13 protein-coding genes and 2 riboswitches are annotated in these 16197 nt (G+C 55.6%); of the genes, 6 read left to right on the forward strand and 7 right to left on the reverse strand.

Annotated features, from left to right (window positions below; genetic code table 11):
* Nucleotides 1–195: 195 nt before the first annotated feature.
* The 5 genes from gcvPB to B2R48_RS06150 form a co-directional block, all read right to left on the reverse strand.
* Nucleotides 196–1692 carry an aminomethyl-transferring glycine dehydrogenase subunit GcvPB gene (gcvPB, locus tag B2R48_RS06130; protein ID WP_062956670.1) on the reverse strand — a complete coding sequence of 499 codons (1497 nt, stop codon included), beginning with the start codon at nucleotides 1690–1692 and terminating at the stop codon, nucleotides 196–198.
* The gene (gene gcvPA, locus B2R48_RS06135) at nucleotides 1689–3044 is read right to left on the reverse strand and encodes an aminomethyl-transferring glycine dehydrogenase subunit GcvPA (protein ID WP_062956671.1); all 1356 of its coding nucleotides are present in this window, start codon (nucleotides 3042–3044) and stop codon (nucleotides 1689–1691) included. Before gcvPA ends, gcvPB begins: the two co-directional genes overlap by 4 nt.
* Nucleotides 3045–3046: 2 nt before the next feature.
* Nucleotides 3047–3418: a glycine cleavage system protein GcvH gene (gene gcvH, locus B2R48_RS06140; protein WP_062956672.1), complete on the reverse strand. Its 372-nt coding sequence runs from the start codon at nucleotides 3416–3418 to the stop codon at nucleotides 3047–3049.
* Nucleotides 3419–3488: 70 nt separating this feature from the next.
* Entirely contained in the window at nucleotides 3489–4631 is a 1143-nt protein-coding gene (gene gcvT / locus B2R48_RS06145) for a glycine cleavage system aminomethyltransferase GcvT (protein ID WP_296998810.1), read from the reverse strand.
* Between the two features lie 28 nt (nucleotides 4632–4659).
* Nucleotides 4660–4767: riboswitch (glycine riboswitch) on the reverse strand.
* A gap of 3 nt (nucleotides 4768–4770) precedes the next feature.
* Nucleotides 4771–4868, reverse strand: a riboswitch (glycine riboswitch).
* Nucleotides 4869–4972: 104 nt separating this feature from the next.
* Nucleotides 4973–5530: a hypothetical protein gene (locus B2R48_RS06150; protein WP_062956674.1), complete on the reverse strand. Its 558-nt coding sequence runs from the start codon at nucleotides 5528–5530 to the stop codon at nucleotides 4973–4975.
* Between the two features lie 258 nt (nucleotides 5531–5788).
* Between B2R48_RS06150 and ispH the strand changes: the two genes are divergently transcribed.
* The 4 genes from ispH (at nucleotide 5789) to B2R48_RS06170 (ending at nucleotide 10855) form a co-directional block, all read left to right on the forward strand.
* Nucleotides 5789–6736, forward strand: a complete 948-nt coding sequence (gene ispH / locus B2R48_RS06155; protein ID WP_296998812.1) for a 4-hydroxy-3-methylbut-2-enyl diphosphate reductase — start codon at nucleotides 5789–5791, stop codon at nucleotides 6734–6736.
* Nucleotides 6737–6781: 45 nt separating this feature from the next.
* Nucleotides 6782–7750 carry a homoserine kinase gene (locus B2R48_RS06160; protein ID WP_062956676.1) on the forward strand — a complete coding sequence of 323 codons (969 nt, stop codon included), beginning with the start codon at nucleotides 6782–6784 and terminating at the stop codon, nucleotides 7748–7750.
* A gap of 28 nt (nucleotides 7751–7778) precedes the next feature.
* A complete protein-coding gene (rnhA, locus tag B2R48_RS06165; protein WP_062956677.1) occupies nucleotides 7779–8225 on the forward strand; it encodes a ribonuclease HI in 447 nt (148 codons plus the stop codon).
* A gap of 269 nt (nucleotides 8226–8494) precedes the next feature.
* Nucleotides 8495–10855 carry a putative bifunctional diguanylate cyclase/phosphodiesterase gene (locus tag B2R48_RS06170; protein ID WP_062956678.1) on the forward strand — a complete coding sequence of 787 codons (2361 nt, stop codon included), beginning with the start codon at nucleotides 8495–8497 and terminating at the stop codon, nucleotides 10853–10855.
* A gap of 86 nt (nucleotides 10856–10941) precedes the next feature.
* On the opposite strand, the gene B2R48_RS06175 is transcribed toward B2R48_RS06170, so the two are convergent.
* Nucleotides 10942–11682 carry an SDR family NAD(P)-dependent oxidoreductase gene (locus tag B2R48_RS06175; RefSeq protein WP_296998816.1) on the reverse strand — a complete coding sequence of 247 codons (741 nt, stop codon included), beginning with the start codon at nucleotides 11680–11682 and terminating at the stop codon, nucleotides 10942–10944.
* A 104-nt stretch (nucleotides 11683–11786) separates the two neighbouring features.
* Between B2R48_RS06175 and B2R48_RS06180 the strand changes: the two genes are divergently transcribed.
* Nucleotides 11787–12407 carry a TetR/AcrR family transcriptional regulator gene (locus B2R48_RS06180; RefSeq protein WP_296998818.1) on the forward strand — a complete coding sequence of 207 codons (621 nt, stop codon included), beginning with the start codon at nucleotides 11787–11789 and terminating at the stop codon, nucleotides 12405–12407.
* A 16-nt stretch (nucleotides 12408–12423) separates the two neighbouring features.
* Here the strand turns inward: B2R48_RS06180 and B2R48_RS06185 are convergent, their stop codons facing one another.
* Nucleotides 12424–14481 (reverse strand): protein meaA, encoded by a 2058-nt coding sequence (locus B2R48_RS06185; RefSeq protein WP_296998820.1) that lies wholly within the window; start codon nucleotides 14479–14481, stop codon nucleotides 12424–12426.
* Between the two features lie 290 nt (nucleotides 14482–14771).
* Between B2R48_RS06185 and ccrA the strand changes: the two genes are divergently transcribed.
* Nucleotides 14772–16052 carry a crotonyl-CoA carboxylase/reductase gene (ccrA, locus tag B2R48_RS06190; protein ID WP_062957296.1) on the forward strand — a complete coding sequence of 427 codons (1281 nt, stop codon included), beginning with the start codon at nucleotides 14772–14774 and terminating at the stop codon, nucleotides 16050–16052.
* Nucleotides 16053–16197: the final 145 nt, after the last annotated feature.

The raw sequence follows: 16197 nt of genomic DNA on the forward strand, positions 1-16197 counted from the left end.
CAAACCTCCGGAACGGACGGTAGTCCGATCACTAAATCCCCAAAACGCGTCTTTGATGACGTCGTTCATTACAATTCTGACAAGTATAAGGGTGCAGATTGCGACAAGTCCAATGGGTTTCAAGTACAAGTCTTTGAAAAAGAACACCCCGGTCAGATGACCGGGGTGCCCTAAACAGTCAGGTTGCTTGGGTTATCAAGCTGTTTCAGGTTTCCAGCGCAAAACCGGCTTGCGCGCAGCCGCAGTTTCATCAAGGCGTCTGCGCGGTGTCAGGTACGGTGCATTCTTGAAGAATTCGGCATCGCCCGACTCGGCCTTGGCCACAAGGGACAGAATCGCATCACAGAATTGATCGATCGATTCCTTGGTTTCGGTCTCGGTCGGCTCGATCAGCAATGCCCCATGGACCACCAGCGGGAAATACATCGTCATCGGGTGGAACCCTTCGTCGATGATTGCCTTTGCCAGATCAAGGGTCGAAACTCCGGTATCCTTCAGGAAGCTGTCATCAAACAACGCTTCATGCATGCAGTATCCCGGGAAGGCGACACTGAGCTTGTCTTTCAGACGCGCCAGCAGATAGTTGGCATTCAGCACCGCATCACCGGACGCCTGACGCAGACCATCCGCACCGTGGCTTTTCATATAGGTCAGCGCACGAATAAACATGCCCATCTGACCATGGAAGCCCTTCAGACGGCCAAACGGCTGCATGCCGTCTTCTTCGTCTGCGGTTTCAACCAGATGGAAGCCATCGCCTTTTTTGACGACATACGGGATCGGGGCAAACGGTGCCAGTGCCTCGGAAAAGACGACAGGCCCGGAACCCGGCCCACCACCGCCATGCGGGGTCGAGAAGGTCTTGTGCAGGTTGATATGCATCGCATCAATGCCAAGGTCTGCCGGACGCACCCGACCGACAATGGCGTTGAAGTTCGCACCATCGCAATAGAAATAGCCACCCGCTTCATGCACCAGATCGGCAATCTTGCGCACGTCACGTTCAAACAGGCCACAGGTGTTCGGGTTGGTCAGCATGATACCCGCCACATCGTCGCCAAGCTTGGCTTCGAACGCGGCCAGGTCAACACGGCCATCCTCGGTCGCCGGGATTGAATCAACCGTGAAGCCACAGGCTGCTGCCGTCGCCGGGTTGGTCCCGTGTGCGGATTCCGGCACCAGAACACGACGGCGGTTTTCACCGCGCGCGTCAAGGGCCGCACGAATGGCCATCATGCCGCAAAGCTCGCCCTGCGCACCCGCTGCCGGGGACATGGAAACGGCCGGCATGCCGGTCAGAACCAGAAGCCAATGGGCACACTGATCAATCAGTTCCAGCGCGCCCTGTACGGTGCTTTCGGGCTGCATCGGATGCAGATCGGCAAGACCGGGCAAACGCGCGACCTTTTCATTCAGGCGCGGGTTATGCTTCATCGTGCACGAACCAAGCGGGAAGAAACCGGCATCAATGCCATAGTTCTTCTGCGACAGGCGCGTGAAGTGACGCACGACCTGCGGTTCGGACAGGCCGGGAAGACCAACTTCGCTATCACGATCAAGTCCGCCGAGACGGGATTTCGTGCCCTTCGGTTCGGGCAAATCAACGCCGGTTCGGCCGGGCTGACCCTGTTCAAAGATCAGTTGTTCTTCAATAACAAGGCCGCGGTTGCCGGTATGGGTTGTGAAATTCATGCCAGCGCCTCCTTCAATGCGTCCGCAAGGGCCGCGATATCCTCGTCCGTGTTGGTTTCGGTTACCGCAACCAACAGGTAGTTATCCAGATCCGAACGGTTCGGATACAGGCGCGACAACGGCACACCGGCAAGAACCCCCTTGGCCACCAGTGTCTCGACCACGTCGGCGGCCGGCTTGGTCAGCTTGACGGTGAATTCGTTAAAGAAGCTGTCATTGACCACCGATGCCCCGTCAACGGCATCAATCGCATCTGCCGCCTTGCAGGCATTTTCATGGTTCAATGTCGCCAGACGGCGATAACCGTCTTCCCCCAGCAAGCTCATATGCACCGTAAAGGCCAACGAACACAGACCAGAGTTGGTGCAGATGTTCGAGGTCGCCTTTTCGCGACGGATATGCTGTTCGCGGGTCGACAGCGTCAGAACAAAACCACGCTTGCCATCCTGATCAACCGTTTCACCACACAGGCGGCCCGGCATCTGACGCACGAGCTTTTGCGTGGTGGCAAACAGACCGACATACGGCCCACCATAGTTCAGCGCATTACCGATCGACTGGCCTTCGCCGCAAACGATGTCTGCGCCAAAGCTTCCCGGCGATTTCACCGCACCAAAGGCAACCGCCTCGGTAAAGACCACGACCAGAAGCGCACCCTTGGCATGGCAAAGATCAGCCAACTGGGTGTGATCCTGAATGCGGCCAAACACATCGGGATACTGCACAACCACACAAGCGGTCTGGTCATCAATCAGATCATTGAGTTCCTCGGCAGTTGCCTGATGTTCCGGATGCCCGTCGCGCCCGGCGACTTCGGTGTCGCTATACTGGCAATAGGTTTCGGTCACTTCGCGGTAATGCGGGTGCAGACCACCCGAAAGCACCGCCTTCTTGCGACGGGTCGCACGGCAGGCCATCAGAACCGCTTCGGCGCAGGATGTCGCACCATCCCACATCGAGGCATTGGCAACATCCATCCCGGTGATCGAGGCAACCTGGGTCTGGAATTCAAACAGGTATTGCAGTGTCCCTTGCGCGATTTCCGGCTGATACGGGGTATAGGCGGTCAGGAATTCACCGCGCTGGATCACGTAATCAACCGTCGCCGGAACATGGTGGCGATAGGCACCCGCGCCAAGGAAGCTGGGCACGCTCGAGGCACCCATATTTTTCCCGGCAAGGGCCAGCATATCGCGTTCGACCTGCATTTCGCCAAGGTGGGACGGCAAATCAACAGGTGCATCAAGTAACGCACCTTCCGGAACGTCACCGTAAAGTTCATCAACAGATGATGCCCCGATGGTATCGAGCATCGCAGCACGATCAGCGCGTGTCAGTGGGAGATAGCGCATGCTTAAAGGCCTTCGACGAATTCTTTGTAAGCTGCTTCATCCATCAGCTCATCAAGCTGGGATTCATCAGCAAGGGACATTTTAAAGAACCAACCTTCGGCTTCCGGCGCTTCGTTCACCAGTGCGGGGTTGGCATCAAGTTCTTCGTTGATTTCGACGATCTCGCCATCAAGCGGGGCATAGACGTCGCTTGCCGCCTTGACCGATTCAACAACCGCTGCGTCGCCATCCTTGGTCAGCTTTTTGCCAACTTCGGGCAGCTCGACATAGACGATATCGCCCAGCGACTGCTGCGCGTAATCGGTAATGCCGACGGTCGCCACACCATCTTCGAACTCGATCCACTCATGTTCCTGCGAAAATTTCTTCGTCATTTCCCTTTGTCCCTCTTGATCAATTCAATGCCAATGCGGCGTTGGCCGCTCTCTCAAAAATTTCTGGTACTCAACCGCGGAAGTAGCGATGCGGTGCAAACGGAAGATCAACCACTTCGGCCGGGCGCGCCTTGCCACGCACCATCAGGTCGATCTTCGTCCCCGGTTCGGAAAACTCTATGGCAACATACCCCATTGCAATCGGGCCATCGACGGTCGGGCCAAATCCGCCCGAAGTGATCTCGCCGATTTCTTCGCCATCGGAATTAAGGATCTGGGTATGTTCGCGCGCTGGTGCCTTGCCTTCGGGCTTGATGCCGACACGCTTGCGGTCCGCGCCGTTTTCAAGCTGATCAAGGATCACATCCGCACCCTTGAACCCGCCTTCTGCGCGGCGGCGTTTGTTGATGATCCAGTTCAGATCCCCTTCAACCGGGGTCGTGGTGGTATCAATGTCATTGCCATACAGGCACAGGCCCGCTTCCAGACGCAGCGAATCACGCGCGCCCAGTCCAATCGCCTCAACCTCTTCTTCGGCCAGCAATTTACGTGCAAGTGCCTCTGCATCCGCATTCGGCACCGAAATCTCAAAGCCGTCTTCACCAGTGTAACCCGAACGGGTGACAAAGCACGGACTGCCAGCGATTTCGATTTCGGCAAAGCTCATGAATTTCAGATCGGCAACGGCTGGCGCAAAGCGTGCCAGCACCTTGGGCGCATCCGGGCCCTGCAACGCCAGAAGCGCGCGATCATCAATTTCTTCAAGGGAGACGCCATCACCCAGATTGGCGCGCATGTGAACGATATCGTCATCCTTGCACGCCGCGTTGATCACCAGAAACAGGCTGTCTCCGGCGTTGGTGATCATCAGATCGTCAAGGATCGTGCCATCATCCTGGGTAAACGCGGAGTAGCGGGTGCGACCGGGTTTAAGGATGGCGATATCACCGGGCACAAGTTTTTCAAGCTCTGCCACACGGTTTTCGCCGGTCAGGCGCACCTGCCCCATATGAGAGACATCAAAAAGGCCGGCTTTGGCGCGGGTATGAAGATGTTCGCCTTTTACGCCAAGCGGGTACTGCACTGGCATGGCATAGCCAGCAAACGGCACCATTTTGGCACCGAGTTCCACATGCAGGTCATAAAGGGCTGTTTGAAGCAGTTCGGTCTGTTGATCCACTCTTCCTTCTCCGGGACAATCGTTGCGAAACATAGCCGACCACTGGCCAACCACATTCCCCCTCTGTCTCGGAGCCTGAAAGAATCACAGCCAATGGTCGAAACTGGTCTGCTTACATCTTCGGCGAGGTACACTTGATCAGGCTGATCACAGCACCTGCTTTCCAGAGTCCCATCTCCGCGCGGTCCTGTTGCCTGAGAGTTTCCGGGGTGGTTGCTCCTTCGGCGTCCGCTCATCCATAAGGACTGCGGCCTCTCCCACGGGGATCATTTGGGTATGTTTTTGTTTATACGGGTTTCCGCGCAAAGCGACCAGCCCCTATTTTGCAAAAGGCGGCTGACAACCGGCACGAAACGCCAGAAACCGTTAATAAATCAATCGGTTCCGAAGCGACGATTATATTCCAGTTGCTCGGCATTCAGCTGAAAACCAAGATAGATTTCATAATCCGGCCCGGTCCAGACATCATTCAGCGGCACCGACAGCGTGACCTGTTCATCGCGGATCCGAGCCATGTTCAGATTGTCGGCAAACGGCATATTCACGTCGAATACGGACTTCTGGATGAAGTTGCCCGCAGGGTCACGAAGGGCGACGAAATACTGGAACTGCACGGTGCGATTTTGTGCCGCCGGTCCAAGCTCGGCCGTGATGATCGGACTGATGATGACATCAAGTTCCTTGTCATCCAGATCATAGCCGCAGTCACCAACGTAGCCTGTGAATTCGGCTTCGACGATCACATCGGTCAGGTCGCGGCCACCGCCGCTGAACTCGACAAGTTTTGCCGTATCCTTTGGCAGATAGGCCGCCGGGCAAACCGGCACGGGCTGTTCTTCGAACGGGTTTCCGCCGCCGCACGCACTTAGCAATCCGCCAAGCGATACCATACCCAATGCATAAACGCGCCGAAGTCCGTTACCGATTGTCATCCAAGCCTCTATCAAACCAAATGTTTTCAGGCCTGTGTCTTTCGCAAGTGGCCCGTGCGCAGTCTATTCCGTCACGGTTGTCGGCACAACCCGCTTGAAGGATCTGCCCGTCTGGAAAAGGTCAAATTTCCTGCCAAGGCACACAACCCAATTGCCGCAGAGTCATTGCACCACATGATCAAGCGGGTTATGTAACGTGAATGTTTGAAAAATGCGTCGGCAACGCCCGTACGCAATTGGGAAAGCCGGACCTGTATCATGTCTGACAAAGCCAGCCTTCAGATCGTACTTGCCAACCCGCGCGGCTTCTGCGCCGGGGTTGATCGCGCCATCGAAATCGTCGAAAAGGCGCTCGAAAAATACGGCGCACCGGTCTATGTCCGCCACGAAATCGTGCATAACAAATTTGTCGTCAATCGCCTGCGCGACATGGGCGCGGTTTTTGTCGATGAACTTGATGCCGTTCCTGATGGCGTGCCTGTGATCTTCTCGGCCCACGGCGTACCAAAATCCGTGCCCGAGGCCGCAGAAACCCGCAAGCTTGAATATCTTGATGCGACCTGCCCGCTGGTTTCAAAAGTCCATCGCGGGGCCGAACGCCATCACGCCGATGGCAAACACATTCTTCTGATCGGCCATGCGGGCCATCCGGAAGTTGTCGGCACCATGGGCCAGTTGCCACCGGGCAGCATGACCTTGATCGAAACCGAAGAAGACGCAGAAACCATCGAGATTACAGATCCGGAAAATCTGGCCTTTGTCACCCAGACAACGCTGTCGCTTGATGACACCGCCAAGATCATCGAAATTCTGCAGCGGCGCTTCCCGTCGATCTCGGTGCCAAAGAAAGAAGACATCTGCTACGCCACGACCAACCGTCAGCATGCCGTCAAACTGATTGCAGAAAAGACTGACGCCATTCTGGTTCTTGGCGCGCCGAACTCTTCGAACTCCAACCGCCTGGTCGAAGTCGCCAAGCGTGAAGGCTGCATGCGTTCTGTTCTGGTCGAACGCGCGAAAGATATTGACTGGTCCAAGCTTGAAGGCATCAAAAGCCTTGGCATCACCGCAGGTGCCTCTGCGCCGGAAATCCTGGTCGAAGAAGTGATTGATGCCTGCCGCGAACGTTATGACGTGACGGTCGAAACCATCACGCTGACCAACGAAAACGTAACCTTTAAACTGCCGCGCCAGCTTGCCAGCTAATTCTGCGGACATGCTTACTCTCAGATCAGGACGACAATAAAGCCCATGGCCGTCTATACCGATGTTTCAGACGAAGATATCGCCCGTTTTGTTGCCGAATACGATATCGGTGAAGTGGTCTCTTTCAAGGGCATTGCCGAAGGTGTCGAAAACACCAATTTCCTGCTCCAGACCAGCATCGCGCCCTTTATCCTGACCCTGTATGAAAAGCGGGTAAATCCTGACGACCTGCCTTTTTACCTTGGCCTGATGGATCATTTGTCAGGCAAGGGACTGAACTGTCCGACCCCGATCCATGGCAAGGATGGCGCTGCCTTGCGCACACTCTGTGATCGCCCGGCTGCCATTACATCGTTCCTGCGCGGCATGTCACCGCGCCGTATCCAGCCCCATCATTGTGCCGGTGTTGGCGCGGCTCTGGCACAGCTTCACAGTGCCGGCCTCGATTTTGAGATGCACCTGCCCAATGCGCTGAGTGTTGCGGGATGGCGTTCACTGTTTGAAAGCTGTCAGGAACACGCCAATGACGAAGTGCCCGGTCTTGGCGACATGATCGGTGAGGAGCTTGATTATCTCGAAGCCAACTGGCCGCACGAACTGCCCAAGGGCGTCATTCACGCCGATCTGTTTCCCGACAATGTTTTCTTCTTCCCGGGCAAGGAAGAAGTCTCTGGCCTGATTGATTTCTATTTCGCGTGCAATGACCTGCTTTGCTATGACGTCGCGATCTGCATGAATGCGTGGTGCTTTGAGCCTGACAACAGCTTCAATGTCACCAAGGCCAAAAACCTTCTGTCGCATTACAGCAAAGTCCGTCCGATCTCGGACGCTGAAAAGGCCGCCCTGCCGATCCTGGCACGCGGTGCCAGCCTGCGGTTTCTTTTGACCCGCCTGTATGATTGGGTAAATACGCCCAAGGATGCGCTGGTAACGCCAAAGAACCCGCGCGAATATATCAACAAACTGCGCTTCCATCAGCGCGTGGATAATGCATCGGCCTATGGCCTGGACTAAGCCCACAGCATCGCCGGGGAATAAAAACATGACTTCAACTGACGGCGACAATCGCGTCGAGATTTACACAGACGGCGCGTGCAGCGGCAATCCCGGCCCCGGTGGCTGGGGCGCTATTTTGCGCTTCAAGGGTGTCGAAAAGGAAATGTCGGGTGGCGACCCCGAAACCACAAACAACCGCATGGAAATGATGGCTGCGATCAGCGCACTTGAGGCCCTGAAACGGCCCTGTGTGATCGATATTTATACCGACAGCAGCTACGTCCGCGATGGCATTACCAAGTGGATTTTCGGCTGGCAAAAGCGCGGATGGAAAACGGCGGATAAAAAGCCGGTCAAGAACGTCGAGCTGTGGCAACGCTTGCTAAAAGCCCTTGAACCACATCAAGTCGAATGGCACTGGGTCAAAGGCCATGCAGGGCATCCGGAAAATGAAAGATGTGATGAGCTTGCACGCCAAGCCGTACCAAGGTAACGAATTTTTCGCAGATCGCACAAAAGCTGCTTGAAGCGAAAGGGTTTCGCACCAAAATAGATAGGCTTGTCGGCCTTGGTCGGATATTAGATTGATTAAACGAAATCGACCTTGCGTTTTCATCAAGTTGCGGTTTGACTTGAGACTAATTCAGGGGGGAGTTGGCACCCATACAAACGTCGAGTACAGTATATTCGACTAATCCAAAGTAGGTGCCGAGGAGAGAACGCTTGTCGCGCGGATCGTACGGGTTTTTACAACGAAAGTCTTTGAGCAGTCGGCTGCTGTTTATTGCATTGCCGCTTGTTTCACTGTTCTCGCTCGCACTTTTCGTTGTGTTTGGCTATGTCAGCTACAAGGTGCTGCGCGATGATCTGAACGGCAAGGTCGAACAGACCGCCGACATTAATGCACGCGTTCTGGCCACACCTTTCTGGTATCTTGACGTCGATAATATCGAATCAGCCCTTAACGCGATGGCGCGCGACCGCGATATTGTTGCTGTGCAGGCGCTGGGTGCCGATGGCACTGAATTTGCCCATACCGGCGTTTCCCAATCCGAACTGACCGACACGCTCCGCCTGTCGCGCCGGGTCTATTTCGAACGCAACAATGTCCGCCATGACGTTGGCGAACTGGTTATCTTCTTCACCGATGACCGCGTGCAGGACTTGCTGTTCCGCCGCATTGCCATCGACATGATCCTGTTCGGGCTGTTGATTTCGGTCGTGGCGGCCAGCCTTCTGATCGCCAACAAACGCTCGATCAAGGAACCGCTCAATCGTCTGCTGCATTCCATCCGAATGACCAAGCACGGCCGACTGCGCCGTCCGGTGGAATGGAACAGCTCGGACGAACTCGGCCTGCTGATCCGCGAGTATAACGAAATGGTCGCCCTTCAGGGGCAGGCACAGGAAGAAGCCCAGCGTAAGCAGGCCCTGCTTGAAGCCACCCTGCATAATATTGGTCAGGGCATTTGTCTGTTCGATCAGGACCTGAACCTGATGGTCTGGAACGAACGCTATATCGAACTGCTGAACCTGCCGCGTGATCTGGTCAAGGAAGGCACCCCGCTTTCCGATATCCTGCGCTATAATGGTGAACGCGGCGAATATGGCGATGTCAGCATTCAGGCGCTGATTTCCGACCGCGTTGCGATTGCACGGCGTCGTGAACCCTATCGCATGGAACGGACCCGGCCGAATGGCCGCGTTATTCAGGTTGATCACAACCCGATGCCGGGCGGCGGTTACGTTGCAACCTATACCGACATTACCGAACGTAAACAGACCGAAGCGCGCATGCGCCACCTTGCGGTCCATGATGTTCTGACCAGCCTGCCGAACCGCACCCTGTTCCTTGACCGCCTGCGTCAGGCATTGCTCTCCGCCCGTCGCTTCCAGCGCGGTGTTACGGTTCTGTTTGTCGACCTTGACCGGTTCAAGGACATTAACGATCACTTCGGCCATGACGTGGGCGATCTGATGATTCAGGAAATGGGTCAGCGCCTGTCGCGCATCATCCGCGATTCTGACACGGCCGCCCGTCTTGGCGGTGATGAATTCGCCATCATCCAGACCGATGTCCAGAACATCGAAGACACCATTGCCCTTGCCCAGCGCATCATTGACGAGCTGTCCCAGCCGTTTGATTGCCGCGGGATCCGCCTGCATTCAACGGCCAGTGTTGGTATAACGCTTTTTCCGGAAGACGGCGAAAACCCCGAACAGCTGGTCAAAAACGCCGATATGGCGATGTATGCTGCCAAGGCCGAAGGCCGCAACAATTACCGGTTCTTCCTGCCGTCGATGCACGAACGGGTCAAGGAACGCAAAACCATCGAGGAAGATCTGCGCAACGCGCTCGAACATGATCAACTCGAACTCTATTACCAGCCGAAAATCGACTGCCGAACAGAACGCGTCGTCGGCGCAGAGGCACTGGTACGCTGGCATCACCCGGAACGTGGCCTGATCCTGCCCGGCGAATTCATTTCCGTTGCCGAGGAATGCGGCCTGATCAACCGTCTGGGGGCGTGGGTTCTGGAAAAAGCCTGCCGGCAGACACGCATTTGGCGTGACACAACGCTTGCGGGTCTGCGTATTGCAGTCAACTTGTCGCCTGCGCAGTTCCAGGACGCCGAACTGGTCAACAGCGTCACCAAGATCGTCAAGGAAACCGCCCTGCCCGAGGGGACGCTGGAACTTGAAATCACCGAATCCATTCTGATGAACAACCCGGAGAAGGCGGTCTCGACACTTAAGGAACTCAAGGAACTCGGGGTCCTGATCGCGATTGACGATTTCGGTACGGGGTATTCATCACTGAACTATCTCAAACGCTTCCCGGTCACCTCGATCAAGATCGACCGTTCGTTTGTGAACGACATCCATGTCGATATGGATGACAAGGCAATCGTTGATGCGGTCATCGGCCTTGGCCACAGCCTGAACCTCGAAGTGGTTGCCGAGGGCGTGGAAGAAGTCGAACAGCTTGTCTATTTGCAGGAAAAGGGCTGTGACTTCATTCAGGGCTTCCTGTTTGCAAAGCCACTTCCGGCAGGCACATTTGAAAGCTGGGTCTGTGAACGTCATGGCATTGAACTGGAAAGCGTTTCCGCAAAGTCATAACGCTGTCGCGAAGGTATCCAGATCATGAAAAACGCCACGGATCAAGGCCCGTGGCGTTTTGCTTTTGTCGGTAGTCCGGCACAAGGTCAGGCGTTTACACCACTATCAACCGTGAATTCCGCACCGGTCACCACGCGGGCTTCCGGCCCCGCAAGCCACGCAACAAGCCCGGCAGTATCGTCGGGCTGGCTATAGCTCGGTATTGCCATCAACCCCCGCTGCGCGTCGGACATCTGGCCATCTGCAGGATTCATATCCGTGTTGGTTGGCCCCGGGTGAATGATGTTCGCAGTGATTGACCGCGCTCCCAAATCCCGCGCCAGGCCACGGGTTAATCCGATCAAGGCTGACTTTGACATGGAATACAGGCTGAAACCCGGCCAGGGCACATGTTTGGCAAGGTTGCTGCCGACCGTGATAATGCGTCCGTCATCTGACATGTGCAAAAGGGCTGCCTTAACAGCCACAAACACCCCACGCACATTGACGTCCATTGTCCGGTCAAATTGATCCAGCGACAGATCGGCAATCGGCGCAACATCAAACACACCGGCATTATTGACGAGGATATCAAGCCTGCCAAAAGCACGGGCAGCTTCATCAATGGCCGCTGAAATCGCCGCTTCATCCTGATTATCCGCCTGAAGGGCGATGGCCCGCCCGCCATTGGCCTCAATCCCGGTGACGACCTCGTCGGCCTTGTCCGCGGCGTTGGCATAGGTAATGGCAACTTGCGCGCCTTCTGCCGCAAGGCGCTTGGCGATTGCGGCACCGATGCCACGGCTCCCGCCTGTTACGAAGGCGACCTTTCCTGAAAGGTTCTGCATTGGAAAATCCTTTATGTAATGATCACTACATAATTCGTGACAGGCTTGAATTTTTTCGTCAACTAATTTATTTAGTGATCATTACATAAAAGGACAGGCGCATCATGGCAGCACGTGGAAGACCCAGACAATTTGACCGGATCGACGCACTGGACAAGGCACTGGCCCTGTTTTGGGAACGGGGATATGAAAACACGTCCATGTCAGATCTGAGCAATGCCATGGAGCTGCGGCCGCCAAGCATCTATGCCGCCTTTGGCAGCAAGGAAGCGCTGTTCGAAGAAGTCGTCAAACGTTATAGCGAAGTGTATGGCGGGGCGATTTGGGGCGATCTTGAACGGTTCAAACACCCGCGCGATGCAACGCGCCACATCCTGATTGCGACAGTGAATGCGTTTTGTGATGAAAGCACACCAAAAGGATGCCTGATTGTCCTGGCCGCACCACAAACAGAATCATCACAGTCAAACGTCACACAAACATTGTGCACACACCGCCAGAAAAATGTCGAAACCCTGAAACACCTGTATGAAGAAGGCTTGCGTCGCGGCCATATCCCGCGCGGTGCAAATATCAACGTCATGGCAAACTATTACGCCACCGTTCAGCACGGGATGTCGATTCAGGCGCGGGACGGCATGAACCGCGCCGCCCTGACCGCTGTTGCCGAGGCGGCCATGGCCACATGGCCAACCCTTATCAAGACATCCTTGTCTTCGACCTAGGCCGAGACTTCAATCATCAATAGATAGACGTTTCGTCCCCCGCGCCATCTGGATGGATGCCCCCGCCAACCGGGTACGTTGATGACGTACGATCCACCAGATCGACGATCTCCGAGATCACCTTGGCCAGCTGATAGTCCTTTGGCGTATAGACCGCCGAAACGCCCATCTGGCGCAGCACCAGCATGTCCGATTCCGGGATGATCCCGCCAACGACGACCGGGATGTGACCGGCCCCTTTGGCACGCAGGCCATTGACCACTTCACGCACCAGCGGCACGTGCGAGCCAGACAGAATCGAAAGCCCGATCACATGCGCACCATCTTCGATGGCGTTGCGCACAAGTTCCTCTGGCGTCCAGCGGATGCCCTCATACAGCACTTCAATCCCAGCATCCCCGGCCTTCACGGCAATCTGCTCTGCCCCGTTGGAATGGCCATCCAGTCCCGGTTTGCCCACCAGCATCTTCATGCGTTCACCCAGCTTGTCGGAAACCTGATCCACGCGCTTGCGCAAATCCTGAAGGTTTTCCGCATCCCCGGTCACGATCATCGACGTGATTCCGGTTGGGGCACGATATTCACCAAACACGTCACGCAGTGTTTCCGACCACTCACCGGTGGTCACACCTGCATGGGCGCAGGCGATCGAACACTCCATGATATTACGCTCTTCACTTGCCGCAGACTTCAGATCTGCCAATGCGCTCTCGACTGTTTTCTGATCGCGATCAGAACGCCAGGCTTTCAGCTTTTCGATCTGTTCCTGTTCGGCCATGTCATCGACGGTCAGGATCGATTTTTCACCCGATGTCAGCGGCGATGGTTCGGTTTCGGTAAAGGCATTTACACCGATCACCTTTGTCAGACCGCTTTCAATATCGGCCAGACGCAGCGCGTTGGAGCGCACCAGTTCCTGTTTCATATAGCCGCGATCCACCGCAGCAATCGCCCCGCCCATCTCATCAATCTTTGCAAGCTCTGCCCGCGCGCCTTCCTTAAGCGCGCCGACCTTGCGTTCAATCGCCGGGTTGCCGTCAAACAGGTCTTCATATTCCAGAAGATCAGTTTCATAGGCCATGATCTGTTGCAGACGCAGCGACCATTGCTGATCCCACGGGCGGGGCAGACCAAGCGCCTCGTTCCAGGCGGGCAACTGCACGGCGCGCGCCCGCGCATTTTTTGACAAAACAACCGCCAGCATCTCGATCAGGATTCGATAGACGTTGTTTTCGGGCTGCTGTTCGGTCAGGCCCAATGAGTTGACCTGCACGCCATAGCGGAACCGGCGGTATTTGGCGTCTTCGATGCCGTAACGATCGCGGGTGATTTCATCCCAAAGCTCGCAGAATGCCCGCATCTTGCAGATTTCGGTAACAAAGCGAATCCCGGCATTCACAAAGAACGAAATGCGCCCGACCACTTTGGCGAAATCTTCTTCGGGTACCTGTCCCGAATCGCGCACCGCATCAAGAACCGCAATTGCCGTTGCCAGCGCATAGGCCAGTTCCTGTTCGGCCGTCGCCCCGGCTTCCTGCAGATGATAGGAACACACATTCATCGGGTTCCATTTGGGAACCTCGCGATAGGTAAAGGCTGCCACATCTGTAATCAGCTTAAGGCTGGGTGCAGGCGGAAAGATATAGGTCCCGCGCGACAGATATTCCTTGATGATGTCGTTCTGGGTTGTGCCCTGCAGGCTTGCACGCGCCGTGCCCTGCTTTTCGGCCACCGCAATATAAAGCGACAAAAGCCACGCCGCCGGCGCATTGATCGTCATGGACGTGTTCATCTGATCAAGCGGAATGCCGTCAAACAAGGTCATCATGTCGCCGAGATGTGACACCGGCACACCGACCTTGCCGACCTCGCCGCGCGCAAGCACATGATCCGAATCATACCCGGTCTGGGTTGGCAGATCGAAGGCCACAGAAAGGCCGGTCTGCCCCTTTGCCAGATTTTGACGATACAGCGCATTCGACGCCTGGGCTGAACTGTGCCCGGCATAGGTCCGGATCAGCCACGGGCGATCGCGTTCAGACTTTGCTGCATTGCGCTTGTTTTCCATCGACATCGCGACCTCTTGTATTTTTATTACCGTGTTTATTTACGATAATTACGCCTAAACGTTATTAAATTATCCACTAGACATTAGATTGGTAATTATATAACAATTTGTGCAACGCGATAAAAGCGAAAACACATATCTCCTTGGTTTCAACTGCAAGAAACCCGCAGAAAACCGGGAGATGACCAGGGAAATAAAACAAATTCCGTGGCTTGGAGGATTCGTCGACCGCAACGCAGCATAGGTAATTTTGTTACCCTGCATATCGGATCGACCCCGAACAAGGAGTGAAGGCCATGAATACCACTGCTGAAGTGCTGCCTTTCCGTGGCGGTCAGGAAGAGAAAGATCTCTATGAAATCGGCGAAATTCCGCCGTTGGGCCATGTGCCGAAAAACATGTATGCGTGGGCGATTCGCGAAGAACGCCACGGTGAACCCGACACCGCGATGCAGTGCGAAGTGCTGCCAGTCACCCAGCCTGACAGTCACGAGGTGCTTGTTCTCGTGATGGCAGCTGGCGTGAACTATAACGGGATCTGGGCATCGCTCGGCAAGCCGATCTCGGTCTTTAACTCGCACGACTGCCCGTTCCACATTGCCGGATCGGATGCATCGGGCATCGTCTGGGCAGTTGGGTCGAAAGTCACCCGCTGGAAAGTCGGTGACGAAGTTGTCATTCACTGCAACCAGGATGATGGCGACGACGAAGAATGTAATGGTGGTGATCCGATGCTGTCCCCAACACAGCGAATCTGGGGTTACGAAACCCCGGATGGATCGTTCGCACAATTTACCTGCGTACAGGCACAACAGTTGATGCCGCGCCCCAAACATCTGACCTGGGAAGAAAGTGCGTGTTACACGCTGACCCTTGCCACCGCCTATCGCATGCTGTTTGGCCATCGCCCGCATATCCTGCGTCCGGGCCACAATGTTCTGGTCTGGGGGGCTTCGGGTGGTCTTGGCTCCATGGCGATCCAGCTGATCACCACCGCCGGGGCCAATGCGATTGGCGTCATATCCGATGAAAGCAAGCGCGATTTTGTGCTGGGACTTGGTGCCAAGGCCGTAATCAACCGCAAGGATTTCAATTGCTGGGGTCAGCTTCCGACCGTTAACGGTCCGGAATTTGGCGACTACATGAAAGAAGTCCGCAAATTCGGCAAGGCGATCTGGGATATCACCGGCAAAGGCAACGATGTTGATATCGTCTTTGAGCACCCCGGCGAACAGACCTTCCCGGTATCATGTAATGTCGTAAAGCGTGGTGGCATGGTCGTGTTCTGTGCTGGTACCACCGGCTTTAACCTGACGTTTGATGCGCGTTTCGTCTGGATGCGCCAGAAACGTATTCAGGGCAGCCACTTTGCCAACCTCAAACAGGCGGCACAGGCCAATACCCTGATGATTGAACGCCGCATTGATCCAAGCATGTCCGAAGTGTTTTCGTGGGAAGACATTCCGCGCGCCCACATGAAGATGATGCGCAACGAACACAAGCCCGGCAACATGGCCGTTCTGGTTCAGGCCAAACGCCCCGGCATGCGTACCCTTGAAGAAGCAGTCGAAGGTTAATCCCACTTGGGTGGCGGATTATTCTCCCAAGTCGTCCGTCACCCGGCCTTTGACTGATTGCTGGCACCCTGCGCGCGTTCTCGCCCGATTTGCGCCGGGGTGCCACCACCCTCTCAAATCATAACTGATCCGCGCAATCGCTCCA

The organism is Thalassospira sp. UBA848 (assembly GCF_002295455.1).
In the GTDB taxonomy this organism is placed as follows: domain Bacteria; phylum Pseudomonadota; class Alphaproteobacteria; order Rhodospirillales; family Thalassospiraceae; genus Thalassospira.

What these genes read in the sequence shown, in the direction of transcription:
- gcvT (WP_296998810.1), bottom strand. Translation starts at nt 4,631, where the DNA reads ATGTTTCGCAACGATTGTCCCGGAGAAGGAAGAGTGGATCAACAGACC.
- B2R48_RS06180 (WP_296998818.1), top strand. Translation starts at nt 11,787, where the DNA reads ATGGCAGCACGTGGAAGACCCAGACAATTTGACCGGATCGACGCACTG.
- rnhA (WP_062956677.1), top strand. Translation starts at nt 7,779, where the DNA reads ATGACTTCAACTGACGGCGACAATCGCGTCGAGATTTACACAGACGGC.
- ccrA (WP_062957296.1), top strand. Translation starts at nt 14,772, where the DNA reads ATGAATACCACTGCTGAAGTGCTGCCTTTCCGTGGCGGTCAGGAAGAG.
- ispH (WP_296998812.1), top strand. Translation starts at nt 5,789, where the DNA reads ATGTCTGACAAAGCCAGCCTTCAGATCGTACTTGCCAACCCGCGCGGC.
- B2R48_RS06175 (WP_296998816.1), bottom strand. Translation starts at nt 11,682, where the DNA reads ATGCAGAACCTTTCAGGAAAGGTCGCCTTCGTAACAGGCGGGAGCCGT.
- B2R48_RS06160 (WP_062956676.1), top strand. Translation starts at nt 6,782, where the DNA reads ATGGCCGTCTATACCGATGTTTCAGACGAAGATATCGCCCGTTTTGTT.
- gcvPA (WP_062956671.1), bottom strand. Translation starts at nt 3,044, where the DNA reads ATGCGCTATCTCCCACTGACACGCGCTGATCGTGCTGCGATGCTCGAT.
- gcvPB (WP_062956670.1), bottom strand. Translation starts at nt 1,692, where the DNA reads ATGAATTTCACAACCCATACCGGCAACCGCGGCCTTGTTATTGAAGAA.
- B2R48_RS06185 (WP_296998820.1), bottom strand. Translation starts at nt 14,481, where the DNA reads ATGTCGATGGAAAACAAGCGCAATGCAGCAAAGTCTGAACGCGATCGC.
- B2R48_RS06150 (WP_062956674.1), bottom strand. Translation starts at nt 5,530, where the DNA reads ATGACAATCGGTAACGGACTTCGGCGCGTTTATGCATTGGGTATGGTA.
- gcvH (WP_062956672.1), bottom strand. Translation starts at nt 3,418, where the DNA reads ATGACGAAGAAATTTTCGCAGGAACATGAGTGGATCGAGTTCGAAGAT.